Genomic DNA, 25184 nt, shown 5'->3' with positions numbered 1-25184 from the left:
ACAAGGATCAGCTTGCCGTTCTTGTTGCCCTTCACCGACTTGATGAACTCGGCCGAGACCTTCGCCTTGTCGTGGCCGTAGGGCAAAAGGTGCTCGTACGGGATGCCGATCTTGGCGCCGATCTCCTGGATCGGTTTTTTCCTGGCTGCTCGAGCTATCTCAATGTCGGTCTTGAATTCGGACATGTTTCCCTCTGGAATGGTTTTCGATCCGGCAGCGCCGGATCGCAACGGTTCAAAGAGGCGACGGCCGCTGACTCACCGCTCGGGAACGGAGGCGGCCCTATTCGCCGTCAAACGCGTGATCGTCATCGGCCCGGCGCAACCAGGCGCGAGCACTAAGCGCTTCGGCCTGTTCTGGTGAAGCAAATTTGCGGTCGATATCCCTCGACCTGCAGCTGTCACCAAGATGAGGCTGACCGAAATGCCTAGCCCTAAACTCACAAAGGCCCCACCTGTCGGTCTAGTATGCGGCGAGGGATCAACAAAAACTGCGCTGCTGAAAGCTTCCCCAGCTGCATTGGGGAAGCTTTCAACGCTAGGTTAGGCGAAACTCTTGGTTCGGGTGTCGCCTGGATCATACAGCGGCATCACAGACAGCTTCGCATCCGCTCGATTGCCATTCTTCAAGACAACGGCAACGTCCAGGCTCGGAACCGCGTGGGGCGGATTGACATAAGCCATGGCGGTTCCGCGCTTTCTGGTCGGCGAGAAGGATCCGCTGGTGACTAATCCGATCTCTCGGTCACCGACAACAATTTTGTCGCCGGTTTCCGCCACGTCGCCGGACGGAATGTCGAGCCACACCATCCGCCGGGTTACCCCGTCGCGCGCGATTCTCCGCAAGGCGGCCTTGCCTATGAAATCTTCTTTTCCAAATTTTACCGCAAAGCCGATGCCGGCTTCGAGGGGGTTAGTGCGACGATCATGATCCTTGCCGACCAAAAGATATCCGGCTTCCTGACGCAGGCTCTCCAAAGCGGCTTGGCCACATGGAACAATCTCGTAGGGTGCCCCAGCCTTCATGACCAGATTCCAGATGGCCGGTCCTTCACTGGAAGCGAAATGGAGCTCGAAACCGGCTTCACCCGTGTAGCCCATGCGCGCGATGATGCACTCGATCGCCGAAATTTTTGCTGGCCTGAAGCGATAGTAGCCTATGGTCGACAGGTCGATATCGACCAGTGACTGCAGGACGCGACTAGCCTTCGGCCCCTGCAGAGCAAGCGTTGTATGCTTGTCGGTCACGTTGGTGGTGGTCACGTTGTACGACTTCGCCTGTTTGGAAATCCAGGTGTAGTCGTCTTCCGAACCGCTGATGATCATGTACTTGGTCTTATCCAAGCACCAGATCGTACAGTCGTCGATCATCTGACCGTCTTCGTCACACATTGCGGTGTACTGCACGGAGCCGATCGTCTTCTTAGAGTAATCGTTCGTGGCGAGCATCTGGATAAACCGAAGCGCATCGGATCCTTCAATCACAAATTCTCCCATGTAATCCAGATCACATAGTGAAACGCTCTCGCGAGTAGCCACGTGCTCCCGGGAACGTCCGACGCTGTACTCCCAAGGTAAGAAGTAGCCGAATAGCTCGGTCATTTTGGCCCCATGCTCAAGGCCCCTTTCGTAAAACGGAGTCTTCTTCATCACGATTTTCTCCTCCTCGTGCGCAAAAACAAAAAGCCCCCGACGGCGCCATCGCGCCTGTCGGGGGCTTCAAATACCCCAATTCCAATGCAGCTAGCCCGCTGCATTGCCCTTCTTATTTTCTTCTCCCGATTTCTGTCAAGGCATTTTGTGACGCGAGGCGCCTGCCGACCAAACAGCCCTTGCGCTAGCCTACCCGGAATGAATGCTGAACCTACCCATTCGGGCGTTCTCTCGGAGGCAAAAAAGTGTCATTCAAAGATGTCGCTTGCATTGGAACACAGCATTAAAATGAATTCATGAATTAAAATGAATTCATAACCGGAATACCATTAAGTATTCCCCCGGGCCAAAGGCATGAACATGAGTCTACTCCAGAAACACTCCCATCACTCATACGAGGGACAGAGTGATGCCTTGCAAGAAAGCCGGCCAATTAGTTTCCGAGAGGATGCGAGAAGCCTCCTATTTCGGCTGTTGCTGTCTGTCGTCAATGACCGCGAGCCTGATATAGCGGAAGTGCTCAACGGACTGGTCGATCTTGGCACGCTACCCAAGGAGCGGCGGATTGCCGCCCTTCAGGCTACTGGGATCTGGTTTCAACTACTGGCCATTGCGCGCGAACTCACCGCAATGCGATCACGTCGCGAGCTTGAACAGGCCGGCGGTTCCGACGAGGTCGTCGGATCATTTTCCAATGTCATTGGCCAGATAGCGGCGCGCGGCTACTCGGCCGAAGCGGTTCGGGAGGTCCTGGCCGATCTTTGCGTCGGTCCCACGATGACGGCGCATCCCACCGAGGCGAAGCGCGTTACGGTGCTCGAAGTCCACCGCCGCATCTACCGCAAGCTGACCGAGCTGGAACAGCAAAGATGGGCGCCGCGCGAGCGCGACCTGCTGATCCGCGATCTCAAGAGCGAGATCGAGATATTGTGGATGACCGGCGAGCTGCGACTGGAAAGGCCGTCGGTCGAGCGCGAGATCGCTTGGGGGCTGCATTTCTTTCGGGAAGTGATCTTCGAGGCGACGCCGCAGCTTTACGAGACGCTCGAAAGCGCATTGCGGCGCCATTATCCACAGCATGATCTCAGGGCGCCGTCGTTCATGCGCTACGGTTCATGGATCGGTGGTGATCGAGACGGCAATCCTTATGTGACGGCGAAGACCACCGCATTTGCTCTGTCTGAATGCCGCAGTGCCGCGATCGAGTGGTATCTCGGACGGGTCCGGCATCTGGTCACGGTGCTGAGCGCGAGCTCGAACGTCGTCGAGATCCCAGAAGATTTTGGGCCGGCGCTGGCGGTCGCGCTCGAAAGAAGCGGCGAGGGGCAAGATCTCGCGGCGAGGAATCCCGACGAGCCGCTTCGGCAGTTTGCCGCCGCCATGCTGCGCAGGCTTGAGGCGCTGCGTGGTCAAGGGAGCGGCGCCGCCTACCCGAACGAGGAGGCCTTCAGAAAGGATCTGCTTTCGCTATCGAAGGTGCTCGATCAGATTGGCGGTACCCTGATTGCCAAGCGGTTCGTTCAGCCCCTGTTGCAGCAGCTCGACAGCTTTGGCTTTCGCACTGTCTCGCTCGATATTCGCCAGAACTCGACGATGGTGAACCGGGTCTTGGCCGAGTTATTTGCTGCGGCCGCCCCAGCGCGATCGACTGCGCTCCGACCGGGCACCCCGCAATGGTCGGCGCGCATCCGCCAAGGTCTTCTTGCGGGCGAGAGGCTCAAGATAAAGCGTGACCGGCTTTCCGGGGAAGCCCGCGAACTGCTTGATCTGTTCGACGTCATTCGCGATGCCGTTGCAGACACCGGCAGCACCTCGATCGGGGCTTTCGTCCTGTCAATGACGCAGTCGGCCGAAGACATCCTTGCCGTCTACCTCGTCGCTCAGTATTGCGGTTTGGCAACCGCGCTCGACGGCTCGGGCACAATCAGGCTCAAAGTCGTACCGCTTTTCGAGACGATCGACGACTTGCGGGCCGCTCCTGAAATCATTGACCAGTTGCTCGTTACGTCGATCGTTCGCCGTTCTATTCGCGATTTTGGCAACCGCCAGGAAATCATGCTCGGCTATTCGGATTCCAACAAGGATGGAGGGTTCCTCGCTTCCAACTGGGAACTGAACAAGGCGCAGAAGCGACTCACCCGGACGGGCCAGAAAAACAGGATCAAGATCAGCTTCTTTCATGGCCGCGGTGGATCCGTCAGCCGTGGCGGAGCGCCGACAGGTAGGGCGATCGCCGCACAACCGGCGCAAACGGTCGGCAGCGTCATGCGCGTTACCGAGCAAGGCGAGGTGGTGTCGTCCAAATTCGCCAATCGCGGGACCGGACTCTATCAACTCGAGATTTTGGCGGCCAGCGTGCTTGCCCATAGCATCAAGTCGGCCGACGAGGTCGAACTGAAGGACAATCCGGAGTTCGAAGAGGCACTCGAGGCGCTGACCGGCATGTCTCAGGCCTCTTATGCCAGCCTCATCAACGAGCCCGGCTTCATTGACTACTTCAACCAGGCAAGCCCGGTCGAGGAACTTGCACTGCTGAAAATCGGCTCGCGGCCGCCGCGCCGGTTTGGCGCCAGCAGCATCACCGATCTTCGCGCGATCCCATGGGTCTTCGCCTGGAGCCAGAATCGCCATCTGCTGACTGGCTGGTATGGGATTGGCAGCGCGCTCAATTCCTTTATTGCAGTGCGCGGCGATCACGGGGTCGAACTGCTGAAGCAGATGTTCGAACGCTCGCGCTTCTTCCGCCTCATTGTCGATGAGGTCGACAAGATGCTTTACCAGACCGACATGGAAATCGGTCGGCTCTACGCCGGGCTTGTCATCGAACCCGAAACCGGCGAGCGCATCCACAGGAAGATCACCGCCGAGTATGAGCTGACGCGCAGGATGATCGGCGAGATCACCGGGCGCGTCGATCTGTCGACTCGCTTCCCGGCGTTCAAGCGTTACTTCGACCGTGTTCGCCCGCAGATGGACGACATCCACCGGCTTCAGGTCAAGCTTCTGCACGAGGTCCGATCACAAGACGTTGCGGCACCAAGTCCGAAGCGGGCGATCAATGCGCTTCTACTGTCGATCAACTGCATATCCACCGGCCTTGGATGGACCGGCTAGAAACTAGGGACGGCGCTGCCGCGCCTGAAAAGGAGGGTCCTCATGAACGTTCCCACAAGACCGGGTCTCGGCAGCTTGGGCCAGTTCTTCTACGCAGGCGTGGCGGAGACCGATCCGGCCGTCAGTGCTGCAATGAATCGCGAATTGCACAGGCAGTGCGACGGGATCGAATTGATCGCTTCAGAAAACATCGTCTCGAAGGCGGTGCTTGAGGCGCAAGGCTCGGTACTGACGAACAAGTATGCCGAGGGCTATCCCGGCCGGCGCTACTACGGCGGCTGTCAGTACGTCGACGAGATCGAAGACTTAGCACGCGATCGCGCCAAGGCGCTGTTCAACTGCTCCTATGCCAACGTCCAGCCCAATTCCGGCAGTCAGGCAAACCAGTCGGTGTTCATGGCGCTGATGCAGCCCGGCGACACGTTCATGGGGCTCAATCTCGCTGCCGGCGGGCACCTGACGCATGGCTCTCCGGTCAACCAGTCCGGCAAATGGTTCAATGTCGTCTCCTACGGCGTGAGGCCGCAAGACCAGCGGATTGACTATGACGAGGTCCGCGACCTTGCAATCAAGTACCGTCCCAAAGTCATACTTGCCGGCGGCTCGGCCTACCCCCGCATCATCGACTTTCAGGTATTTCGCGGCATCTGCGACGAGGTCGGCGCCAAGCTGTTCGTCGACATGGCGCATTTCGCTGGTCTTGTCGCCGGCGGCGCCCATCCCAATCCACTGAAGTACGCGCATGTTGTTACCACCACCACGCACAAGACGCTGCGGGGTCCGCGCGGCGGCATGGTGCTGTCCAACGACGAGGAGATAGGCAAGAAGATCAACTCGTCGGTGTTCCCCGGCCTGCAGGGCGGACCGTTGATGCATGTCATCGCCGCGAAGGCGGTTGCATTCGGCGAGGCGCTGACGCCTGCGTTCAAGACCTATGCGACCAACGTCGTCGCCAACGCTAAAACAATGGCGGCAACAATCGCGGCGAGCGGCGTCGACATGGTATCGGGTGGAACCGACACGCATCTGATGCTTGTCGACCTGCGCCGCAAGCGGCTTACCGGAAAGACCGTGGAGGCAGCCCTTGGTCGCGCCAACATTACCTGCAACAAAAACGGCATTCCATTCGATCCGCAAAGTCCCACTGTCACGTCGGGCATCAGGCTCGGGACGCCCGCCTGCACGACACGCGGCTTTCATGCCGAGGAGTTCCGCCTGGTGGGCCAACTGGCGATGAAGGTCATCGACGGGCTGTCGGCCAACGGAGAAGACGGCAACGCGGCGATCGAGCGGGAGGTTTGCGAGGAGGTTGGTGCGCTGGTTCGCAGGTTCCCCATATACGAATGATTTCGGTTACTTAGCACCGCAGGTGATTGCCTGGGGCAGGTAGGGCCCGCAATATGCCGGGATTGAGGACACGTCGATGGCTGAAGTGAACAAATTCAGAGTTATGATCGCGAAGCGGAATCCACCGGTCCTGGCTGCGTCGTCGACACGATGGAACGGGATGACCGTTCCTTGTCGTGAGGGTCCAGACGAAGAGGCATTCCTGGAGGTGGCATCTGCCGGCCTGAGTGCTTTGGTGAGCTAGTTTTACAGAAAAGCAAAATCCTACGTCACGCCAGCCTCGCTGTCTGATGGCGCTCGTCGCGTGAGTGATCGGAGGCCGTCGTTTATGGAAAAGATTGATGGGTGCTCATGCTGCCTTCCCAGTGGCGACCCTTGCGAAATATCGCAATTTCTACCACCGCTTCACGATGGACACGCGCCAATCGGGCTGCACATGGCGTTTCATGATGCCTTGGAAGCCTACGAGGAATGGGCGGAAAACGCGGAAGAACCGACGGTCCAGGTCGATGGGCGGCGAGTGACGATCAGCTCCATTTTCGTTCGGATGACAGATTGTACGGACCTGCTGCCGAGACGAACGCTCATCACGCTCTTCGCCATAGTTCCGGGGGCTGACCGGGCGTCTCTTGAATGTGGCTGTCCGACATTTGGGGATGGTGGCCGGCTGCTACTTGCACTCTGCTCGCCGCTGAAACCGCTATTAGACTTGGAGAAGCACAATGTTGTACCGTACCATCGCTAACGAGGCGAGCAGCACAATCAGCGCCAATAAAAACTGGACCGGCATATCCGTTGAAGCGGTCGCTCGGATGCGGTTGCAGAACAGGTTCAGCACCGGCCTCGATATTGCCAAGTACACTGCAAAAATCATGCGAAATGACATGGCAGCCTATGATCGGGATGCCAGCAAGTACACTCAATCCCTCGGCTGCTGGCATGGTTTCATTGGTCAGCAAAAGGTCATATCAATCAAGAAGCACTTTGGCACGACTGAACGCCGATACCTCTATCTGTCTGGCTGGATGGTCGCGGCGCTCCGCTCGGAATTTGGGCCGCTGCCGGATCAGTCAATGCACGAAAAGACCAGTGTCGCGGCGTTGATTAACGAGCTGTACACTTTCCTGCGTCAGGCTGATGCTCGCGAGCTTGGCATGATGTTCCGCGACGTCGACCAGGCGAGGGAGAGCGGCGACGCCGATCGCGAGCGCCAGTTGCTTGAAGCGATCGATAACTATCAGACCCATGTCATTCCCATTATTGCGGATATTGATGCCGGTTTTGGGAATGCTGAAGCGACCTATCTTTTGGCCAAGAAGATGATCGAGGCCGGCGCGTGCGCCCTTCAGATCGAAAACCAGGTCTCGGACGAAAAACAATGCGGTCATCAGGACGGCAAGGTCACGGTCCCGCATGAGGATTTTGTCGCCAAGATCCGTGCCTGTCGCTACGCGTTTCTGGAGCTTGGGGTCGACGACGGGATAATCGTCGCCCGCACCGACTCGCTCGGCGCTGGCCTCACCAAGCAGATCGCCTTCAGCGCCGCTGAAGGTGACATTGGTGACGTCTACAACTCCTTCCTCGATTGCGAGGAAGTTGCGGAGGGTAATTTCTCAAACGGCGATGTTCTCATCACGCGAGGCTCGAAGGTTCTGCGGCCAAAGCGCCTGCGATCCAACCTTTTTCAATTCCGAGAAGGTACCGGCCAGGACAGATGTGTTCTGGACTGCATCAATGCGCTGCAGAATGGTGCGGACCTGCTTTGGATCGAGACCGAGAAGCCGCACATCGAGCAGATTGCCGGCATGGTCGATCGCATCCGCCAGACCATGCCCGCTGCCAAGCTGGTCTACAACAACTCGCCATCTTTTAATTGGACGCTGAACTTCAGGCAGCAGGTCTTCGACACATGGCTTGACCAGGACAAGGACGTGACTGGTTATGAGCGTGCAAGGCTGATGAGCGCCGAGTACGACAATTCCGAACTCGCTCGGGAAGCAGACGAGAAGATTCGCACTTTCCAGCGCGATGCGGCAGCGCGCGCCGGGATTTTCCACCATCTCATCACCCTGCCGACCTACCACACCGCCGCATTGTCGACTGACAATCTCGCCAAGGAATATTTCGGCGACCAGGGCATGTTGGGATACGTGACCAATGTTCAGCGCAAGGAAATCCGGCAGGGTATCGCCTGCGTCAAGCACCAGAACATGGCGGGCTCCGATCTTGGGGACGACCACAAAGAGTATTTCGCCGGCGAGGCGGCGCTCAAAGCGGGTGGGACTCACAACACGATGAATCAATTCGCCGCGTGACGATCTGAAGCGGTCGAAAAAGCGATCGCTTCAACAGCGATCGCAGCCAGCCATGCACCTTAGCGCCGAAAAAATGAAACCGAGCAAGGTGGAATGCCAATGAACTTCAATGCGGCCACAGCTTTGAAACCAGGGAATTTGAGCCTTGAGTTGAGCGGTCACAAATACTCGCTTGAGGTCCATCAGGGCACAATGGGGCCGGACGTCATAGACATAGGGGGCCTCTATACGGAAACGGGGGCGTTCACCTACGATCCCGGCTTCACCTCGACTGCGAGTTGCCAGTCGGCGATCACGTTCATCGATGGCGATTCCGGCATCCTCTTGCATCGCGGCTATCCGATCGACCAGCTCGCCGAGCATGGCGACTTCCTCGAGGTCTGCTACCTGCTGCTCTACGGCGAACTTCCGACCAAGGCGCAGAAGGAGGATTTCGACTATCGCGTGACGCGCCACACGACGGTGCACGAGCAGATGTCGCGCTTCTTCACCGGCTTCCGCCGCGACGCTCATCCGATGGCCGTGATGTGCGGCGTGGTTGGCGCGTTGTCGGCCTTCTACCACGACTCGACCGACATCTCGGACCCGTATCAGCGCATGGTCGCCTCGATGCGCCTGATCGCCAAGATGCCGACGATCGCGGCGATGGCCTACAAATACCATATCGGCCAGCCCTTCATTTATCCGAAGAACGATCTCGGCTTCGCGGCCAATTTCCTGCACATGTGCTTTGCCGTGCCCTGCGAGGAGTACAAGATCAATCCGGTGCTGGCGCGCGCGATGGAGCGCATCTTCATCCTCCATGCCGACCACGAGCAGAACGCCTCGACCTCGACGGTTCGCCTCGCCGGCTCTTCCGGCGCCAACCCCTTCGCCTGCATCGCCGCCGGCATCGCTTGCCTGTGGGGTCCGGCGCATGGCGGCGCCAACGAAGCGGCGCTGAACATGCTGGGCGAGATCGGCCATGTCGATCACATTCCGGAATTCATTGCCCGCGCCAAGGACAAGAACGACCCGTTCCGGCTGATGGGCTTCGGCCATCGCGTGTACAAGAACTACGATCCGCGCGCCAAGATCATGCAGAAGACCGCGCATGAGGTGTTGGGCGAATTCGGCATCAAGGACGATCCGCTGCTCGACATCGCGATGGAGTTGGAGAAGATCGCGTTGACCGACGAGTACTTCATCGAAAAGAAGCTCTATCCGAATGTCGACTTCTATTCCGGCATAACGCTGAAGGCGCTCGGCTTCCCCCCCACCATGTTCACCGTGCTGTTCGCGGTCGCGCGCACCGTCGGCTGGATCGCCCAGTGGAAGGAAATGATCGAGGACCCGCACCAGAAGATCGGCCGCCCGCGCCAGCTCTACACCGGCGCGACGGAACGCGATTACGTGCCGATGCTTGGTCGCTAGAGTCCCGCTTCCCCTGACCCCAGAAGGGAGGTTCCTCATGCGTCAGCTCTGGTTCTTCAGCGGGCGCCATGGCAAGCAATGGGGGTGATGCGACGGCGGCGAAGACGGTCTTGGTGGCATCGCGGAGCAGTGGGAAGCGTCTTGCGCAGCCTCGCAGATCGTCCGCACGCGGTGCCCAAGCTTGAACAAACCATGGCCTCGGCGAGCTGCAGGAACACTATCAAAGCCCTTTTGTCGAAAGCGAAATCGCACTGCGCGTTTTCGGAAAGGCATTCTGGTGGTAGCGCCCGGCGAAGTCGGCGTCGGCATATTGCAAATGGTGCCGGTCGTTGCTGCGGCCTTGCGGAAGCGCGAAGGCGTCCTGGCGATCGAGCAGGCGTCGAAGGAGGTCTCTCGCCTCGGACAGATCCCCGTCTTTCAGCAGCCCCTTGTCCTGGACTCCATAGCCCGACGAAACAGTCAGCCTGAAGTTCGGCCGGCACAGTGGCCGCTTCCGGGTTGTCAGCGGCTGAAGAGAGCTCTGCACGTGACACGCGACTTCCAGGGCAACCGTAACCGCCTGTGAGAATTCCCCGTTCGGCCCGACTTTCGAAGCTCGACAAAGGTTAGGTCGAAAGAGATGAAATAAGTCGAAGTCTCTCAGTGCAGCCGAACCACGCCGCGGTTCAGTTCGAAGCCCCTCGCCTGCAGCGTGGGACGCGCGGAACGGGTTGCGTGCTGTCCAGCGCCATTGCTGCGTCACTTGCTCAAGACAGATCGCTACAAGAAAGCGTCCTACTTGCTAAGCGCTATTTTTTCAATTTGCTTTGCTCGATCGCAGCGGCAGAGCGAAATGAACAGGCGGCATTGAGTGGTATGGCGGATCCGTGAACCCGATGGCGACTTACAAACCATCACCGTCAAGCTTCCGGCGGTCGTCACCGCCGATCTTCGCTTGAATCGTCGCTTTCCATTTAATTATAACGATCGGACACCAATGATTTCAGGCGTTGTGCTGAGAATAAGGAGTTAATTTGATCATGAGACTTGGATTTTGTAATGGGTTCTTCCTCAACTTGAGTGGGTTCGTCGGCTATTAGCGAGAGCATCGCTATGGACGGGCATGCAAAGGAGCGAAATGGGTCGCCCGGCCTAGGGTCAAGGTCGACGCCCTGAAGCAGAGAGCCGACGCATCCGCCGAGATGTGGCGCCTGGCGATGCGCTTCAATGGGATCCAAATGGCTGGAAGCCATCATGAGCAGGCATAGCTGCGGGAGCCACTGAACCTCCCAATTGCCCGTCTGGCACCTATCGAGGGTTCATGCGCCGCAGCTCGAGGATTGCTGCGCTATGGTCGAGGTTGCTCCCGCCACTGTCGACGAGGCCGCGGAAAATCCGGTCGACCTCGGTTGCGACCGGCAAGGTCAGCCCCAAGGAGGCTGCCAGCACTAGGGCGATGCCGGTATCCTTGATCTGATATTTGGCTGGACCGCCGGGCACTAAAATCGGCCTCAATCATGCGCCGCCCGTGCTGGCGGAACACCGTCGAGTCGGCAAAGCCGCCGAGCAGCGCCTCGCGCACGCGCGCCGGGTCGGCGCCGCCTCTTTCCGCCAGCAGCAGCGCTTCGGCGACGGCGCAGATCTTGCTGGCGACGATCGTTGGTTGGCGAGTTTTGCCAGGCTGCCGGCGCCGGCCAGCCCAATCCATGCGCAAGGACGAGCAGATCATTATCGTGCAGGGCCACAGTCCGATCCGTTGAGGGCGCGCGATCTATTTCCGGCGCAAGGAGATTAACGAGGCGGCCAAGGCCAATCGTTCGTCAAGCCGTGAGCGTCATGAAGGAAGGTCGCGGAGATCGTCAGGGCCAGTCTCGGCGGCGATGGCGTTCAAACGGATCGACCTCGCCCGGTGGTGTGAACCAGCCGTAGCAAAGCCGATGAAGCCGATCGCCATCAGGAGAAAGGCCCAGGCATCCCATTCGCAGCTTCGGGCTTCACGAAAGCCGCGATCGAGAGCGGAACCATGACAAGCCCGGCAAGGACAAGGAGGTGACGACAGGGCGGAACATGCAGAGCGCAAGGAAGGTCAGGTGCCACACGCAGTAAAATAAGGCCAGCACGCTTCCGACGACGATGGTGCCGAGCAAACGGGCGAAAAACCGCAGCAAGCGAAGAACCGAGTTTGTCCTTCCGTCCCGTTGGTCCTTGGAGGCAGCAGGTAGAATTTCGATCATCGTGCTACCTCGCTTGATCCCTTGCGCTGGTCCTCTCGGTTGTACGAGCGACATAAACGGGAATGGTTCGGGCAACTGAAGGGCGCGGCAACCATCATGGCGCCCGGTCCAGCGCTGCGGATATCGGCCGCGCAATTTGAAATCTCCACCACCATGCCGATCGACAGCTGCACCGCCTGCTCCTGGCCGTTCCAGGTGCATGACCCGCCCCTTGCCCGCATCCTTCCCTTCAACGGTCCGCGAGGTCTGCCCGGGCTGGAGCCGTATCGCCGGCTTCAAGCCGCGCTGCAATACCTCGGTGGAGGTATCCATGCCGGCATCGCATGGCCGATCTTTGGCCGACTCCGTCCTGCCAGCGTCCGGAGAGCCGACCCGTCGGAGGAGCAGGCACACCAATGGTCGGCGAGCTAGGGGCCGGAACAAGATGTGGCGTCCAGAATTATCTGTCGCAGTCCGGAATTAAGTCAGGACGTCGCTGTTATGCGCGCACATTGACTACGCCGAGATTCTGACGCCATCTGTCTCAACGGATTGGGGAGTACAGAGCTGAACCTTGGTCGATAGGGCTGCCGCTTCGGTTTACCAATCCTGGGGTCTCGGGTTGACCAATCCGTTGCCGACGGAAGTGGGTTGACCAATAAGGGTGCTTAAATTCCACGCCAATCCTATCACTTAGCACCAGTCCAGAATCAGCTGTCATTGAGGCTATTGGTAAACCCGACCTATGGATCGGGAACTCCTGGCCTCTGCTTGAAAATTCCATTGTTCTCAATCACATAGGCCGAACACCCGGCGGCCCTTAATTCCGGACTGGTAAACCGCCTGAACTGCCGAATAATTCCGGACATCACACCAGTTCCACACTGCCCTTTATGCGACTTTCGAAGCACAAAAGGCGAACGGGGAGGCTGCCGCCTCGGGATCAGGGCGAAATGCAAGACTGGGTGCATCGAGACGCAAATGAGCACCCTATCTTAGAACTTCATGAAACTACTTTTTTGGCTTCGGCACGTACTGCTGGCTCCACAACCCCAACAGCTTTTGATTGTCCGATAGCCAGAAATTGCCATCGGGTGTCACTGAAGTGTGGATGGTGTCGTTCACCGGGTGCGCGACATCCGGAGCGACCCACGAAAACAGCCGCGCCGCAACCAGGCGATCCGCGAATGCCTTGAGATTAAGCCCCGATTGCGCCGCCCCTTCTTGTAGGCTTTGATCATTGAGATCCAGCCCGCCGCCGTTCATGGCCATACCGAAGATCACGTATTCTTCAAGCGTAACCGCAAAAGGCTCCCACTGATCGGCCGTTGTGTCAGCGAGCTGCTTCTTGCTCAACATGCTATAATGGAACATCCAGCCGCGGACTGATCCGTCTGTCACGACTTCACCAGCCAGAAGCGGGGCGATGACCTCCTTGGTCAGGCTGTCATCGATAGGAAATTGTGCGTTAAACTCGTTCCCGAGGCGCGTCCAAATGAGTTCCAGCAAGAGGGCGAAAGGCGCTGCGCGGGTGGAGCCGAATAAGTTCCACCGGCCGTCATCGCCGACCGGCGAGACGAACGGATGGCCATTCATCTTGAGGATGGCGTTCTTGCGACAAACAATGAGGTTGGGGAGTACCGCAGGCCCTGCGATGCCTCCTGGCGCGTCCCGGAGAGCGTCCAGAAAACCTTTCCGAAGACCTGTCTCGTCTGCGTACCCTTCATAGCCGAAAACGATCCTAACCGGCGCCAACTGCTCGTGGGCAATGGTCCGCAGGATCTCACCCCCTGCCCCTTGGAAGTCTTCCAGCTCTCCCACCGATGGAAAACGCCCCATGAGACGTGCGAAGGCGTCCTTGGACGGGCCGAGTTTCACCCGCTTTCGCTCTGAGGCCATCAGCTCTTTCTGCTGGAGCGAGACGATGCGCATCTTCTCGATGCTATCGACAAGCTGGTTTCCGAAAAGGCTCTTCTTGACCTCGAAGACGGCCAGAACGTCTTCGATCGGCCAGATCCACTGATCGGTCTTAGGTATCCGTTGCCCCTTCTCGCCCATTACCAGCATCGCATCGGTCTGGTGACTGAGTTTTCCATCAACGCCGAGCACAAAGCCATCCACCAAGCGGACGTTTAGCTGTTCTGGGATAGCGCGCTCAAGAAGTTCGCGGGTCAGGCCTTCGTACATATCGCCGATCGTCGGACCATGGGTCACGGATTGTCCGGCGAGGATGGCAGCCTCTTTTTCCTGAAGCTGCTCGAGGAATTCGGCGAAGGATGTGATCATAAGGATTCGATATCCGATCCGGCCCATAGTCGGTCGTCGCAGTGCGTCGTTTCCGCCGGAGGCGCCGGCAAGAACCGCAGGTTTATATATGGGAAGTCTCATCCGCGTTGCATCATGAGACGTTCAGGCCTCGCAATCTCCGACACCATTCTGCCGATAGATCAAGCAACAACTGGAAGAAGGCCCTGGAAGCCCGGCACGGCGCCCAAAAAATGGAATTTGCGGCGTTTTACTGCCTTTTTGCGAAACGTCAGCTTGATTGCTCGACGCTGATCGTGACCAGAATGGCGTCTAGTTTGACAAACGGCACGATGCGGTCATCCGATGTGGTTCGACGAGTTACCTGGCAAATCATGGGCAAGCCTCTGGTCGGGCTACGTGTCATGCAGCGGGGACTGCGCAGGCATTAGGAAGATTGATGCACCCTGCCCGGCTTGTGGTGCCGACCCATTCGACACCTCGCCTCAGATCACGAGGATAAAGGGCCAACAGATGATCATCCATCCGGCCTTCGCTGGTGCCGAAGGTCGCTATGAGGACCACATTTATCTGCAGATGCTGCAGCGTGAGTGGGAGCGTCCGGTCGCTGAATTTGAACGGTTTTCACACCTTGCCGATGCTGAGCGCCCATCCGCTCGGGCGGCGCTGGTGCTGCTGTTCTGGAGCTACTTCGAAACTCGTATCGAGAGGCTTCACCGAACTGCCATGCGTGCCCTCCCACAACGTGTCTTAGACGACGAGCTTCGGCGTTACTCTGGAATTGGGACCCGCCTCTTCGACCTCTACAAGATATTCTTCGGGACGAATTATTTCGACGACCTTCGCGTCAATGGGTTTCCCGGAGTTGCAGATCTACTTAAGGACATCCACGAACGCAGAAACGCGTTCGCTCATGGAAGGCCCCAGGCAATCAATGATTTGACGGTGAATGCCCTTGTTGAAAATCTCAAAGCTGAGCACGATGCCTGGATCGCAGTGTATAACAGCCGCGTGATATCCTGAGATGGTCGAAGCTCTTCCAACGATAGATCGTGCGTTCCTGAGCGTCCTTGTGCGCGGCGCGGAATTGACGTTCGATAACGCCGAGAAGCTGTACTTCGAGGCAGAACTCTTGGCAAAAGCCGGCGCAACGGCACGAGCGCTCTGTCTCCATCAAATTTCTCTCGAAGAATGCTCAAAAATCGAGAACATGGGCTGGTGGGCAACTAGTTTGCTGTCGGGACTTGAAGTTGATCAGAACAGGATTCTAGGAGCGCTTAAACGCCACTCCTCCAAGAACAAAAGCAATGCCTACATGCTCAGCGGGTCGAAAGCAGAGAAAGATGCCAACGCACGCGGAGACTGGGAAACAGCGCGGAAGGAGTTCGAGAAGCTCCAGATGGAGTTTCACAAGACCTCAAACGATGCCAAAAATGCGTCCCTATATGTGGACTGGAAAGACGGGCAATTCGTGTCACCAAGCGAGCAAATTACGCCTGAAATGCTCGCGCAGATCGTGGAAAGAAACCGGACCTTTCTCGGATACGCCCACAACAGTTTGAAGATGCTCAAACGTCTGGACAAATCGCCTGAGGATTTACAAGACTTGGTGGTCGAATTCGTTGAGGCTGCGGAGGAACTCCAAAGGCATGGAGGTGACGATCTCATGTCCGCGAGTGACGAGCTCGTCAAAAAGTTCTTGGACGCTGGATTGAAGAGGCTAAGAGAGGTCGGGTAGACGGGAACTGGCGTTTGCGATTGCGCTCTTACTCGCGTCTATGACTGATCGACAAATTGGAAAGGCGTTGCAAATCATTGTCATCGGCTGCGCGCGAGGGTGTTGGCCTGACATTCCCAAAATATTTTCGCTCAATCCCACCATACTTCATTTCATCGGCCAGCTTGGTAAGTCGCATTTGGAACATCTTTGCCCCGACAACCAGTTCTATCGGATTATTTCCATGGTTGAACAGTTCAACCGAAAAGCACCCCCGGAACCCCGGATGAACCATCGTGCTGAGGCCAATGCCCAGGCGAGTAAAGCTGCTTCGAGTAAAAATGTCGGCGTAGCAGTCGCTTGGAAGTGCGATGTACTCCAGCGTCGTCGCCAGCACGACTTGATCGGGATAGAGAATGAAGCGGTCGCCGAGCTCGCGGCGGGTCGGCTGAAAATAAGATGGGATTGACCTGAAGCGCTCATCATCGCGAACAATCCCGATGAAAGGGCGCCGTGTCACGATCGATACGAGAAAGTCGTATCCGAGCCTAAGGTCGACAGTTACCTCACCGATCTGACCCTCATCCAACAGCGGATCAATCCAAAGCCCGGTTGGACCAACCTTCCCCAGCCTTCCCAGAATGTCGCTTCTTATCATGTTGAGCCCGAGGACCACAGGTGACGGATCGAGTGGTTTCGGATCGATTTTTCAGTAAGATCGTTCACGATACGAATCACCTCCAACGAGCTGCCTGTGGCGGTCCACTGTGGACCAGCGCCAGACTTGATCTTTCCAAGGTAGGACCACCCAGCGGCCATGAGGCCGTGCAGCTCTGCGGCCTCCTCGACTACATGGGGGCGGATGTCGTCAAAAGCGCTCTCAATAGATGGTACCTTGAATCTCTGCCGCAATGGCGGCAGGCCGAGCTTCGAAAGCGCCTCCTGGAACATGTCGAGATCGTCCAACTTCTCGTCTTTCAGGAAGCCGTTTATGAAGTCGATACGTTCTACCGTTGGAGGATGGGTAAAGGTTCGGGGCCCGAGAGGATTGGTCGCGTCAAGACTGTCGACAATTGCCGAGCCGACATAGCAGGCGGCGAATAGGTCGGCGAAATGTTCCCGCCGATAATTGCGGACAATCTCCGTGAGGCCCTCCGGGGCAGGCTTAAGCAGGAGGGTCGTGTCCGTAACGTTGCGGGTCAGGTCTACGAAATGGCCCAATTCATGATAGAGCGCCGCGCAGAATAGAGGCATGTGCTTGTAAATGCGTGGCACGCCAATGAAAATCAGTTTTTCCTCAGGCACGATCCCGTCATATCGATCCAAGGCGGCTGAAACGAATTCCCACGGATCACCGGGTTTGAGGTGGAAATCCTTTTCATCCGTCAGCGCGGTCGTGACCAGACATGGATCCGGGAGCCAGTCCCCAATCGCATGGCGCATACAATATTCGATCTCATAGGGCGCCTCCTTCGTTGTGGAGCCCTGGAGATACCGGTGGCATGTCCACACCTTATCCGCAAAAGATCTCAGGATCTCATCATCGTAAGGAGGAGAGGCGCCGACAACGTGTCGAATAACATCAATGAGCGCCTGAACGTGCTTTTCGATCGCTCGGTTAAAGTATGGAGTCTTTGCGAGCTGCGATAAGCTTTCAGTCAGCAGAGCAAGGTCAGTCTTGGGATGCAATTCCAGGCTCCAGATTCCGGAGCACCTGACGCGCAATGGCTTGACTGACATCCCCGATCGAGTTGATCCCCGTAAGGGCATCCCGCAGGCCCACATAGACGCGCAGCTCGTTTGCAAGCTGCACAGCTTGCGGCTTTATGCCTGGAGAGATCGCATTCGGATCATCAGAAAGTTTTCTCGCTTGGTGCAATACATCGTCAAAATGAACTGAAAGCGGAGATGGTATTTCGCTTTTGCCGCGGTCTATCAGCGACAGTGCCAACCGGAATAGTTCGAGTCGCCTGCTCGTTTCCGACGGCATTGCTGCAAGCATTTGCTCCCCCAACTCGGCCGAATCTGGTTGAGACTAGCTCGGCCCGGCCAAGTATGGAACAAGAATTGCTAATTTTCCGGCAAGATTTTTCCGCTGTCTTTACACCATTCTACACGACCTTTTCGAATCCAGAAATGACACCGGCACCCGTCGGTCCGCCGGATAGATGGGGTCAGGGTGGGCCTGGCCAACCAGTCAGACGCTACGGCCCAGCGAGGCCGACGTTTCGGATTGAGCGAAAGAAGAAGTGGCGTGCCGCAGCCCGAGGGACATTGAAACGTCATCCATTTGGGCGTTTGCCTCGGGCCAACGACGATGGCTTTGCCCGGCTTGAGCTCATTTGGTGCGGGCATGTCTATGCTAGTGACGACAAAAAAGTCCGGTCTTTCGACGAGATGCAGCCGAACAAGGCAGGCGGCGAGAATCTTGCGCAGCATCACCCTGCCCTCCCCAGAAACGGTTGAACATCTCCGATGCCATGGACGCGATCAGACCCGCAGACGCGACAGGGCTCCTTTTTTGCACCGGGCCGAAAGTCTTCTGCCATGTTGAACTTGCGAACCCGATTGGCGATGGCGCCGTCGACACCGCGGAACTGGTTCATCCGCTGGATCATCTCTTCAACGGCCATCGTCGCGACCGAAGTCGTAAACGAGATCACAGCTGGAGACGGATTGCCTTCGCCGCGCACATAGGCTTCCACCTTGCGACGCTCATATTCTACCGGATCGTTTCTTCGAAGCGCTTCTTCGGCCGCAACGCCGGCATCAACGACACGCCGGCACAAAAGGCATGCGCAGCCGGGCTCAAGAACTGTTGCGCGGCCATCGGCCTCAAGGCAAGTCAACCCGTGGCGCTCGGTGACACGCAAGGCCAGACCAAGGTCGATGACCGGGATCAAATAGTAGTAGGCGAGGCGATTTAGCAACGAGCGGCCGTCATGATCATCGGTGCAGCCGAAGATCAGATCCATCGATTTCAATGCATCGCGACATCCGGTGCCCCCGATCCAGGTATCGAAGGTCGCGACCCTGGTGCCAAGGCCCATACGGTCAATCTCGCGCCGAGCAACGTCGACCTTCTTGCTACCTTGATCCGCATCCATCATCGTCGCGCCATAGAGCCTGTTGAGATTGGAATGCTCGACGTGGTCGGGATCGAAGATCGCGATGTAACCGGCACCCATGCGGGCAATCTGTTGGAGCAACGGGCTGCCAGTGCCGCCAGCACCGACCACCCCGACGCGCAGATGGCGCATCACCTGATTGAACTCCGGCCCAAGAGCCAGTTCTTGTCGCGCAAGCGCCCGATTGTCCACCGAGCCTTCCTGGTCGAAGGAGATCGTTCGCCAGCTACTGCTAACCGTTCTCGCTGAGCCGAGGTTGATAAACGAAGTCGGCGAAAGCCACACGCGCCCCGCTGCAAACCCGTCTCCTGTAAAGAGCAGGCTCGGCAAGATGGCATCGGCACCATTGCGGTTCTGGCTCAAACGAACGAGTTCGGCTTCATTTGCGTCGTCCTGCGCGGAGAAGCGCTTTGATCCCGCCGGATGCGAATGGGCAATGCCGAGTTGAAGGCCCTCCCGTTCAGCGCGCGCGAGCAGTTGAACGAAACGTTCGGTACTCCAGGAGATATGCTGGTGGTCCGACGACTTAATCTCGTTGTCATTAACGGCGAGCACGTCCTTGACCATCACGCGCAAGCGAGGCTTGTGCGTGAATGGGTCCGCACCAATTCGAGAGATTCCGAAGATCACATACGCAGCGTGCTCTGTTCCGTCGGCACGCAGCAACTCGGCTTGCAACGTCGAGAGGTGATGTTCCCTTAAGATGAGGTCAGCGGTCATCATGCCGCGATCTCCAGCGCACGCTCGATGCGACGCAGCATGGTCCAGATTCCATCGATCCCCGCGCGCCAGGCGCTGTTGTGCCTCGACCAGCGCTGCCAACGCTTGCCTGCAAACATGTGAGGCTGGTCCGCTGCGTTTGGATAGCGCTGGTTCGCCACAAGACGAACCCAGGGCGTCAGGTAGAACATGTCGGGTGCACAGTCGGGATAGGCCGGGGGCAGGAGAATAAGGATGTCGGCCGTGCCGACATCGAAACGCCGCTCAGGCAGACTCCAGGCTTTCAGCACGACTGCCTTTGTAGTGCCTTCGACGTGCTCCTCGAAAGCGATGGCCTGCGAGGTCAGGTACTCACGATCCTCGGGCGGGAGCACTGCTGCTCCCGCGCCTTCGGTAGTCGTGTCAACGCCGGTGAAGAAGCGCTCGGTTCCGTTCCCCTGCAGATCGACCTTTTCCGTGTTGCCGATCAGACGGTCGTCGCCGACCTGCTGAGCAAGCCAGACGCCATAGGACTGAGGATCGACGCCAGCCAGCCGTTTCAACTGCAAGCCAGTGATGAAGGGAAGGCCCCATTCGAACTTGCGGCCATCAAGGACAAAACGAAACGAGCGATCGCTCTTGAAGGTGATGAACTGCTCGCGGCCTTCGCGCTGAAGGTCGACGCTCTCGTCGGGCCGGATCTCTTCGAGCTGCCCATCCGCGAGCTCTTGGAAGAGAAGATGCTCATCCGTGGGAAAAAGCTTTGCCTTCTGAAGGATCTGATCTCCGGTGACGATCGAGTCATGGAACACAAACGGGCTGCCGTCGATCTTGATGTCGAAAGCACGGTGCCCCTGAGGGGAAATATGGTCTGACATTGCGAGGACTCCATTTTGGCAACAGCGACCACCGCCATGCCTGATCCATAAATAGTAGCTATTTTTTAGCTAATCAATAGCCGCTTGTTGAATTTTTTCTGTTGACTATTTCGCTAAAAAATCCAATCTTGGGGAGTTCGCAATCCCGGGAGTGCCCCATGAAAAAGACAATGACACTCAACCTCACCGATGCCGAAATGCAGGTGCTGCAGGATCTCTGTGACAAGAAGGACTTGTCAAAGACGGCAGTGCTTCGCCAAGCGCTTAGGCTGTATCAGCTGGTCGACGTGCGCCTTCAACAAGGTGGAAAACTCTTCTTCGAGGATGAAACCAAGAAGGAGAAGGCGGAACTTATGGTGCTCTAAATGGCTTCATATCCAGTCTTCCTCAACGACCAGCGAACCGGAAAACCGGTGGCCGCTGAGCTCCTGGACCGCATCGATGAACTTCATCTGAGAGCGGTTGAGACGGACTGGATACCCCAGATCATCAACCATATCCGCCAACTCATCGACCAAGGTCAGCCACGACAGACTTGGCCTCAGAGCTGGCATTGGAACTGGCGAGACAAGGTGGACCGCATCAACGGACTGCTCGCCTTCCAAACATTTGCAATCATGTGTGAGGGCCAACTGCAAGGCCTCATGCAGATGAATTCCGCTCGCAGCCTCTGCCGACTTCCGGAGCAGGCCGGCAAGCATCTTGCCTATGTCGATTATGTTGAGACCGCACCTTGGAACCGCCCGAACATCGCTTCGAAGCCGCGGTATCGAGGTGTTGGAATCACCATGATCCGAGCCGCCATAGAACACAGCCGAGACCTAGGCTTCCATGGCCGCATCGGTTTGCACTCTCTGCCCCAATCGGAGACCTTCTACGCAAATTGCGGCATGACCGATCTTGGTATCGATGGCACGTACGAAAATCTTAGATACTTCGAGATGACATCAAGCCAGGCTGATGCGCTCTCGGGTTAGGAAAACCCATGAAACTAGCAATCACAAAGGAGTGGTTCGAACGCAGAGTCAAACTGGAAGGCGACCACGAAATCGCTGCCGGGGCCCTTGCCCGAGACCCTGCCCCTGAGGCTGAAGCGTCAGTAGCGTCCGAATCGATAGATGCCGTCCGTCTGGCGTTTGGTTCTCTGATAGAGAGCCTGCGCCGACGTAAGGGGCTGACGATAGAGAAACTCGCCGAACGCTCGGAGATCGATGTCGCCGACATCGTGCGGATAGAGCGAGATGCGCATTTCCGCCCCGAACCAAGGGCCGTCTATCGGCTCGCACAAGCATTTGACCTGCCGAACAAAGCACTACAACAATTGTCCGGGAACACATCCGCGCAACCAGAAATGCAAGAGCACGCTCTTCGCTTCGCGGCGCGTTCGGGCGAGTCGCCACAAAAGCTGTCACGCGATGAGAAAAAGGCGCTCGAGGAGTTCGTCGCCTATCTGGCCAGACAATAGGATCCGATGCGTAATATCATCCTCAGCCGCGGAACGGCATCTGACATCGAGAGCCAGGTCAACAAAGTCCTACGCGGACTTGGCAATCCGGAACCGCCTTTGCGGCTCCAGGACGTCCGCGATCTGCTGAAGCTCGACCGTGCCTACTACTCCACTACAGATGACGGCTTCCTTCGGGAGAAAATCAGCAAACTGACGATTGCCGGGGCGCAAGTTCTTAAGCGCCCCGGCCTACTGCTGGAAGCAGTTAGGAAGTTTGATCTCCGCGCGCTCTATCTGCCTGACCGCCGACGGATCCTGCTGGACAGATCACAGCCGGACGCGAAGCAGCGTTGGAATGAAGCACACGAGGTTGGCCACAGCCTTTTGCCTTGGCACGCCGACCTTATGCTTGGCGATCATGAGCAGACCGTCACGCCAAGCTGCCATGCGCAAATCGAGGCCGAGGCCAACTATGCCGCCGGCCAACTCCTTTTTCTTCAGACGAGATTTCTCGTCGCGGCCAATGATTCTTCTCCAGACTTGGATACGGTGCGTTCGCTAAAAGCGTGCTTTGGCAACACCTTCACAACCACTTTCTGGCGCTTTATCGAAAGCGCCCACAGCAACCTGCCCATGATTGGCCTAATCGGTGCGAATCCCAACTTTCCTAAACGGAGCGGCGGAGAAGCGGTCCGTTACGTCATCGAATCGCCTGCCTATCGCAAGATGTTTGAAAGTCTGTCTGTCGATCACCTTCAGGCCGGCATCGCTTCCTATTGTCGACCCAGCAAGGCAGGGCCGCTCGGCTCGGCGGAGATCGTCTTTTCAGATCGGAACGGTGAGGCCCACGTTTTCTTATTTGAATCATTCAGCAACACTTACGATTGTCTCACGCTGGCCGTATATCAGCGACCGCATAGGCGCGTCGTTGGATTCTAGAAATCGCCCAGACATTGCGCGTGCTGCCCCGCTCACGCCAACCCGACATTGAAGTTCTCCAAAACTTGAGCCAACCCAAGCGCGCCCAGGAGCGTCGTCACGCGGGTCGGCCGCAGTTTTCCTACTGCCCGATCGTAGACCGCGAGATTGGTCGCGCCGTTGAGGCGGGATGGATAGATGACCCCGTCAAGCTGAGCCGGGTGCTCATGAAACGCCACCGACCACCGGCGCGCCAAATTCTGCCGCTGTGCCCGAACGACATCGGTCGGCACCCCCATCCTGACGGCATTGTCGCCCCTGAGGTCGACCAGGCGAAGCTCCGCCGTGGTCGCAACTTCCGCATAGCGCCGTTGGGTCAGCTCCACCTCGTCGATCGGAAGGTCGTCTACAAGTCCCTCGCGTCGATCGCGAAGCACGGCCTCGAGGAAGCACACCTTCAACGAGTCGCCGAGGTAGAAGACACCAAAGCGATTTGCGTCGACGCGGCGCCGCGGATCGCTGAAACGGCTTGGCGACTTTCCGTACCCGAGGGGATCGGGATATGCACCCCAGTAGATCCGCCCAAATGTGCGGCCCGGCGGTATGGTCTCGATTTCAAGCTCTGCTCGCTCGAAATCGGGTGGAGGTGGAGCGCCAGGCATTCAGTCGAAGTCGCCTCTGGCCATACCTTCCGCGGCGGCCAGCACCAAGGCATCGTCACCTTGCTGAAGAGCGCGAAGACCTGTCCGTCCATCGAGCGCGCCGTGACGCGATACCAAAAACCGGTAGACCGCCAAGGCGCTGTTGCCCAATGCCGCGTGGAGCGCGGGCAATGCGCCGAACGGCCGTCCGTCCTGGTCGAGTTGCCAGCCAGGAAAGCGAAAGCCGCGCTTGGCGCCGTCGATCCCCAAGACCTGGCCGCTCTGCCGCTTTGCATTGACCGTCACCCGCGACGTGCCGAGCAGCCTGGCAAAGGCATCTGCGCTCAGCATGTCCTCGCCGGCGACAATCTCGGCGACACGCTTGCGGCCGCGCACACGCGCCGCCGCAAGGGCCGCCTCAAGTTCGGCATCCGGCTTAGCTGTATCCTCGACGGGAAACGCATCGTCCAAAGCGACAGGTTGTTCCTCGACCGGCGATATCGTCTGTGCGCCGGCAGTTGGATCGACGTCAACCCGGAATGAAACGCGATGGCCGATCTTGCGACTGCGCGCGATGGCTTCGTGGTAGCGTTCGAGCAGCACCTTCTTGAAATCCGCCTGTGCCGGCAGTTTCGTCGTGAAACTCATTGTGGCTACTCCCGCATGGGACGCGGTTTCGCCATGATTGGTTCGTTTTGAAGCGGCCATGGTGACAACCTCCTTCTTGCTGTCACCAATTTGGTTACAAGACGCAAGTTCGTCAAGTTAGATAACTTCGTAAAGTAGCCGGAACCGTTACACAGGACCGATCAACGGCCCCGAGGGAGTGTCACTCCTCCAAGCGCAGTGTCGCATCGGGGAGCAGCTCGAGGACCTTGGCCAGCTCTGACTTCGGTACGTAGAACGGCATCCGTTTGGCCCCGTAATGATGCGCCAGATGGTAGCGATGCATGCCGCCGACGATGACTATTTCTCCCTCGCGCTCTGCGATGACAGGCGGAGACACGCGCAGCCCGTGAACCCAGCGATACCCGATCTCGATGCTCTTAGATTTATACCGTACGTGCCAGGGGTCTTTGTCCCTGGTCGCCTGGTAGGTCAGCTTGGGATGGATGTCCGCCATATCAGCCTCGATAAGAGCGAAGTTGCTGGCGGGACGGTCGTCGGGGTCGTTGCCGTCATAGGCTAGATAGATCCTGGCGGGATCGCAATCCCATCCCGGCACGAGAGCCTTCGGGATGTTCTTACGCCCCTTGCCCCATTTCTGCGCTTTCCGCCCTATCTCCGCCTGGGCGACTTCGAATCCCTCGTCGAGCTTTCCATCCATCACGGCCATTGCCGTCAGGTTGTTCAGCCCGCGGCCAATCAGCCGATTGAGTTCAGCGGCGTCTTCGGCGGTGAATGTCACGCTTTCCCCATCAACCTTGAACGACTTCTGCGCCACGCTGGACTGCAGGA

The 25184-nt window shown here is 57.8% G+C and carries 25 protein-coding genes and 3 pseudogenes; 13 read left to right on the top strand and 15 right to left on the bottom strand.

From position 1 onward, the window contains the following. Positions 1 to 185 (bottom strand): formate--tetrahydrofolate ligase (locus LB553_RS28650; protein ID WP_224518292.1); only part of this gene is annotated, 185 nt, incomplete at its 3' end. Positions 186 to 542: 357 nt separating this feature from the next. After that, the gene (gcvT, locus tag LB553_RS28645) at positions 543 to 1649 is read right to left on the bottom strand and encodes a glycine cleavage system aminomethyltransferase GcvT (protein WP_224518298.1); all 1107 of its coding nucleotides are present in this window, start codon (positions 1647 to 1649) and stop codon (positions 543 to 545) included. 357 nt (positions 1650 to 2006) lie between these two features. Between gcvT and LB553_RS28640 the strand changes: the two genes are divergently transcribed. From LB553_RS28640 to gltA, 4 genes are all read left to right on the top strand, one after another. Beyond that, positions 2007 to 4766 (top strand): phosphoenolpyruvate carboxylase, encoded by a 2760-nt coding sequence (locus tag LB553_RS28640; protein WP_224518290.1) that lies wholly within the window; start codon positions 2007 to 2009, stop codon positions 4764 to 4766. A 42-nt stretch (positions 4767 to 4808) separates the two neighbouring features. Next, positions 4809 to 6113, top strand: coding sequence for a serine hydroxymethyltransferase (gene glyA, locus LB553_RS28635; protein WP_224518289.1), 1305 nt, complete (start codon positions 4809 to 4811; stop codon positions 6111 to 6113). Between the two features lie 722 nt (positions 6114 to 6835). Beyond that, complete coding sequence (locus tag LB553_RS28630; RefSeq protein WP_224518287.1) at positions 6836 to 8428, top strand: isocitrate lyase; 1593 nt, start codon at positions 6836 to 6838, stop codon at positions 8426 to 8428. Positions 8429 to 8521: 93 nt separating this feature from the next. Continuing rightward, positions 8522 to 9841, top strand: coding sequence for a citrate synthase (gltA, locus tag LB553_RS28625; protein ID WP_411962256.1), 1320 nt, complete (start codon positions 8522 to 8524; stop codon positions 9839 to 9841). 220 nt (positions 9842 to 10061) lie between these two features. Here gltA and LB553_RS28620 read toward each other — a convergent pair whose 3' ends face one another. After that, entirely contained in the window at positions 10062 to 10583 is a 522-nt protein-coding gene (locus LB553_RS28620; RefSeq protein ID WP_224518300.1) for a hypothetical protein, read from the bottom strand. Here LB553_RS28620 and LB553_RS30870 point away from each other — a divergent pair. Both LB553_RS30870 and LB553_RS28610 read left to right on the top strand, forming a co-directional pair. Then, complete coding sequence (locus LB553_RS30870; protein WP_224518283.1) at positions 10484 to 10711, top strand: bifunctional hydroxymethylpyrimidine kinase/phosphomethylpyrimidine kinase; 228 nt, start codon at positions 10484 to 10486, stop codon at positions 10709 to 10711. The genes LB553_RS28620 and LB553_RS30870 overlap by 100 nt on opposite strands. Beyond that, a pseudogene (locus tag LB553_RS28610) lies at positions 10707 to 10784 on the top strand (electron transfer flavoprotein subunit beta/FixA family protein); the annotation flags it as partial. The gene LB553_RS30870 and the pseudogene LB553_RS28610, both read left to right, overlap by 5 nt. 344 nt (positions 10785 to 11128) lie before the next feature. On the opposite strand, the pseudogene LB553_RS28605 reads toward LB553_RS28610, so the two are convergent. Next, positions 11129 to 11524, bottom strand: a pseudogene (locus LB553_RS28605) (NAD-binding protein); the annotation flags it as partial. On the opposite strand from LB553_RS28605, the pseudogene LB553_RS28600 reads away from it, so the two are divergent. Beyond that, positions 11521 to 11637, top strand: a pseudogene (locus LB553_RS28600) (type IV secretory system conjugative DNA transfer family protein); the annotation flags it as partial. The pseudogenes LB553_RS28605 and LB553_RS28600 overlap by 4 nt on opposite strands. Before the next feature lie 177 nt (positions 11638 to 11814). On the opposite strand, the gene LB553_RS28595 reads toward LB553_RS28600, so the two are convergent. Together LB553_RS28595 and LB553_RS28590 are read right to left on the bottom strand one after the other, a co-directional pair. Continuing rightward, on the bottom strand, positions 11815 to 12366 hold the full coding sequence (locus LB553_RS28595; RefSeq protein WP_224518281.1) for a hypothetical protein: 552 nt from the start codon (positions 12364 to 12366) through the stop codon (positions 11815 to 11817). A 678-nt stretch (positions 12367 to 13044) separates the two neighbouring features. Next, positions 13045 to 14319, bottom strand: coding sequence for a DUF6602 domain-containing protein (locus LB553_RS28590; protein ID WP_224518279.1), 1275 nt, complete (start codon positions 14317 to 14319; stop codon positions 13045 to 13047). 492 nt (positions 14320 to 14811) lie between these two features. Here LB553_RS28590 and LB553_RS28585 point away from each other — a divergent pair, with 492 nt between their 5' ends. Both LB553_RS28585 and LB553_RS28580 read left to right on the top strand, forming a co-directional pair. Continuing rightward, on the top strand, positions 14812 to 15321 hold the full coding sequence (locus tag LB553_RS28585) for a hypothetical protein (protein ID WP_224518277.1): 510 nt from the start codon (positions 14812 to 14814) through the stop codon (positions 15319 to 15321). A gap of 1 nt (position 15322) precedes the next feature. Further along, positions 15323 to 16036: an AbiV family abortive infection protein gene (locus LB553_RS28580; RefSeq protein ID WP_224518275.1), complete on the top strand. Its 714-nt coding sequence runs from the start codon at positions 15323 to 15325 to the stop codon at positions 16034 to 16036. Positions 16037 to 16064: 28 nt separating this feature from the next. Here LB553_RS28580 and dcd read toward each other — a convergent pair whose 3' ends face one another. From dcd to LB553_RS28550, 6 genes are all read right to left on the bottom strand, one after another. Then, the gene (dcd, locus tag LB553_RS28575; RefSeq protein ID WP_224518273.1) at positions 16065 to 16673 is read right to left on the bottom strand and encodes a dCTP deaminase; all 609 of its coding nucleotides are present in this window, start codon (positions 16671 to 16673) and stop codon (positions 16065 to 16067) included. Then, on the bottom strand, positions 16670 to 17704 hold the full coding sequence (locus tag LB553_RS28570) for a hypothetical protein (protein ID WP_224518271.1): 1035 nt from the start codon (positions 17702 to 17704) through the stop codon (positions 16670 to 16672). The genes dcd and LB553_RS28570 overlap by 4 nt, the downstream gene beginning before the upstream one ends. Next, positions 17688 to 18017, bottom strand: a complete 330-nt coding sequence (locus tag LB553_RS28565) for a hypothetical protein (protein ID WP_224518270.1) — start codon at positions 18015 to 18017, stop codon at positions 17688 to 17690. Before LB553_RS28565 ends, LB553_RS28570 begins: the two co-directional genes overlap by 17 nt. 68 nt (positions 18018 to 18085) lie before the next feature. Further along, entirely contained in the window at positions 18086 to 18454 is a 369-nt protein-coding gene (locus LB553_RS28560) for a DUF6527 family protein (protein ID WP_224518268.1), read from the bottom strand. After that, positions 18454 to 19866: a ThiF family adenylyltransferase gene (locus LB553_RS28555; protein ID WP_224518267.1), complete on the bottom strand. Its 1413-nt coding sequence runs from the start codon at positions 19864 to 19866 to the stop codon at positions 18454 to 18456. The genes LB553_RS28560 and LB553_RS28555 overlap by 1 nt, the downstream gene beginning before the upstream one ends. Beyond that, positions 19863 to 20720: a multiubiquitin domain-containing protein gene (locus LB553_RS28550; protein WP_224518265.1), complete on the bottom strand. Its 858-nt coding sequence runs from the start codon at positions 20718 to 20720 to the stop codon at positions 19863 to 19865. Before LB553_RS28550 ends, LB553_RS28555 begins: the two co-directional genes overlap by 4 nt. 158 nt (positions 20721 to 20878) lie before the next feature. Between LB553_RS28550 and LB553_RS28545 the strand changes: the two genes are divergently transcribed. The 4 genes from LB553_RS28545 to LB553_RS28530 are packed head-to-tail and all read left to right on the top strand — an operon-like array spanning position 20879 to position 23106. Next, positions 20879 to 21085, top strand: coding sequence for a transcriptional regulator (locus tag LB553_RS28545; RefSeq protein ID WP_224518262.1), 207 nt, complete (start codon positions 20879 to 20881; stop codon positions 21083 to 21085). Beyond that, positions 21086 to 21697 carry a GNAT family N-acetyltransferase gene (locus LB553_RS28540; protein ID WP_224518261.1) on the top strand — a complete coding sequence of 204 codons (612 nt, stop codon included), beginning with the start codon at positions 21086 to 21088 and terminating at the stop codon, positions 21695 to 21697. Between the two features lie 8 nt (positions 21698 to 21705). Further along, positions 21706 to 22185, top strand: a complete 480-nt coding sequence (locus tag LB553_RS28535) for a helix-turn-helix domain-containing protein (RefSeq protein ID WP_224518258.1) — start codon at positions 21706 to 21708, stop codon at positions 22183 to 22185. A 6-nt stretch (positions 22186 to 22191) separates the two neighbouring features. Then, the gene (locus LB553_RS28530; RefSeq protein WP_224518256.1) at positions 22192 to 23106 is read left to right on the top strand and encodes an ImmA/IrrE family metallo-endopeptidase; all 915 of its coding nucleotides are present in this window, start codon (positions 22192 to 22194) and stop codon (positions 23104 to 23106) included. Positions 23107 to 23138: 32 nt separating this feature from the next. On the opposite strand, the gene LB553_RS28525 is transcribed toward LB553_RS28530, so the two are convergent. The 3 genes from LB553_RS28525 to LB553_RS28515 all read right to left on the bottom strand — a co-directional run bounded on the left by LB553_RS28525 (position 23139) and on the right by LB553_RS28515 (position 25170). Beyond that, entirely contained in the window at positions 23139 to 23747 is a 609-nt protein-coding gene (locus LB553_RS28525) for an RES family NAD+ phosphorylase (RefSeq protein ID WP_224518254.1), read from the bottom strand. Next, on the bottom strand, positions 23748 to 24374 hold the full coding sequence (locus LB553_RS28520; protein WP_411962257.1) for an XRE family transcriptional regulator: 627 nt from the start codon (positions 24372 to 24374) through the stop codon (positions 23748 to 23750). Between the two features lie 181 nt (positions 24375 to 24555). Continuing rightward, positions 24556 to 25170: a hypothetical protein gene (locus LB553_RS28515; RefSeq protein WP_224518247.1), complete on the bottom strand. Its 615-nt coding sequence runs from the start codon at positions 25168 to 25170 to the stop codon at positions 24556 to 24558. Positions 25171 to 25184: the final 14 nt, after the last annotated feature.

This window comes from Mesorhizobium sp. CA8, assembly GCF_020164955.1.
GTDB lineage: Bacteria > Pseudomonadota > Alphaproteobacteria > Rhizobiales > Rhizobiaceae > Mesorhizobium.
This window is presented reverse-complemented; position numbering and strand designations above follow the sequence as displayed.

Bases quoted from the DNA above. Each gene is read 5' to 3' on its own strand.
- gcvT (WP_224518298.1), bottom strand. From the start codon at position 1,649: ATGAAGAAGACTCCGTTTTACGAAAGGGGCCTTGAGCATGGGGCCAAA.
- LB553_RS28640 (WP_224518290.1), top strand. From the start codon at position 2,007: ATGAACATGAGTCTACTCCAGAAACACTCCCATCACTCATACGAGGGA.
- glyA (WP_224518289.1), top strand. From the start codon at position 4,809: ATGAACGTTCCCACAAGACCGGGTCTCGGCAGCTTGGGCCAGTTCTTC.
- LB553_RS28630 (WP_224518287.1), top strand. From the start codon at position 6,836: ATGTTGTACCGTACCATCGCTAACGAGGCGAGCAGCACAATCAGCGCC.
- gltA (WP_411962256.1), top strand. From the start codon at position 8,522: ATGCCAATGAACTTCAATGCGGCCACAGCTTTGAAACCAGGGAATTTG.
- LB553_RS28595 (WP_224518281.1), bottom strand. From the start codon at position 12,366: ATGGATACCTCCACCGAGGTATTGCAGCGCGGCTTGAAGCCGGCGATA.
- LB553_RS28590 (WP_224518279.1), bottom strand. From the start codon at position 14,319: ATGATCACATCCTTCGCCGAATTCCTCGAGCAGCTTCAGGAAAAAGAG.
- LB553_RS28585 (WP_224518277.1), top strand. From the start codon at position 14,812: ATGATCATCCATCCGGCCTTCGCTGGTGCCGAAGGTCGCTATGAGGAC.
- LB553_RS28580 (WP_224518275.1), top strand. From the start codon at position 15,323: ATGGTCGAAGCTCTTCCAACGATAGATCGTGCGTTCCTGAGCGTCCTT.
- dcd (WP_224518273.1), bottom strand. From the start codon at position 16,673: ATGATAAGAAGCGACATTCTGGGAAGGCTGGGGAAGGTTGGTCCAACC.
- LB553_RS28565 (WP_224518270.1), bottom strand. From the start codon at position 18,017: ATGCTTGCAGCAATGCCGTCGGAAACGAGCAGGCGACTCGAACTATTC.
- LB553_RS28560 (WP_224518268.1), bottom strand. From the start codon at position 18,454: ATGCTGCGCAAGATTCTCGCCGCCTGCCTTGTTCGGCTGCATCTCGTC.
- LB553_RS28555 (WP_224518267.1), bottom strand. From the start codon at position 19,866: ATGATGACCGCTGACCTCATCTTAAGGGAACATCACCTCTCGACGTTG.
- LB553_RS28550 (WP_224518265.1), bottom strand. From the start codon at position 20,720: ATGTCAGACCATATTTCCCCTCAGGGGCACCGTGCTTTCGACATCAAG.
- LB553_RS28545 (WP_224518262.1), top strand. From the start codon at position 20,879: ATGAAAAAGACAATGACACTCAACCTCACCGATGCCGAAATGCAGGTG.
- LB553_RS28540 (WP_224518261.1), top strand. From the start codon at position 21,086: ATGGCTTCATATCCAGTCTTCCTCAACGACCAGCGAACCGGAAAACCG.
- LB553_RS28535 (WP_224518258.1), top strand. From the start codon at position 21,706: ATGAAACTAGCAATCACAAAGGAGTGGTTCGAACGCAGAGTCAAACTG.
- LB553_RS28530 (WP_224518256.1), top strand. From the start codon at position 22,192: ATGCGTAATATCATCCTCAGCCGCGGAACGGCATCTGACATCGAGAGC.
- LB553_RS28525 (WP_224518254.1), bottom strand. From the start codon at position 23,747: ATGCCTGGCGCTCCACCTCCACCCGATTTCGAGCGAGCAGAGCTTGAA.
- LB553_RS28520 (WP_411962257.1), bottom strand. From the start codon at position 24,374: ATGAGTTTCACGACGAAACTGCCGGCACAGGCGGATTTCAAGAAGGTG.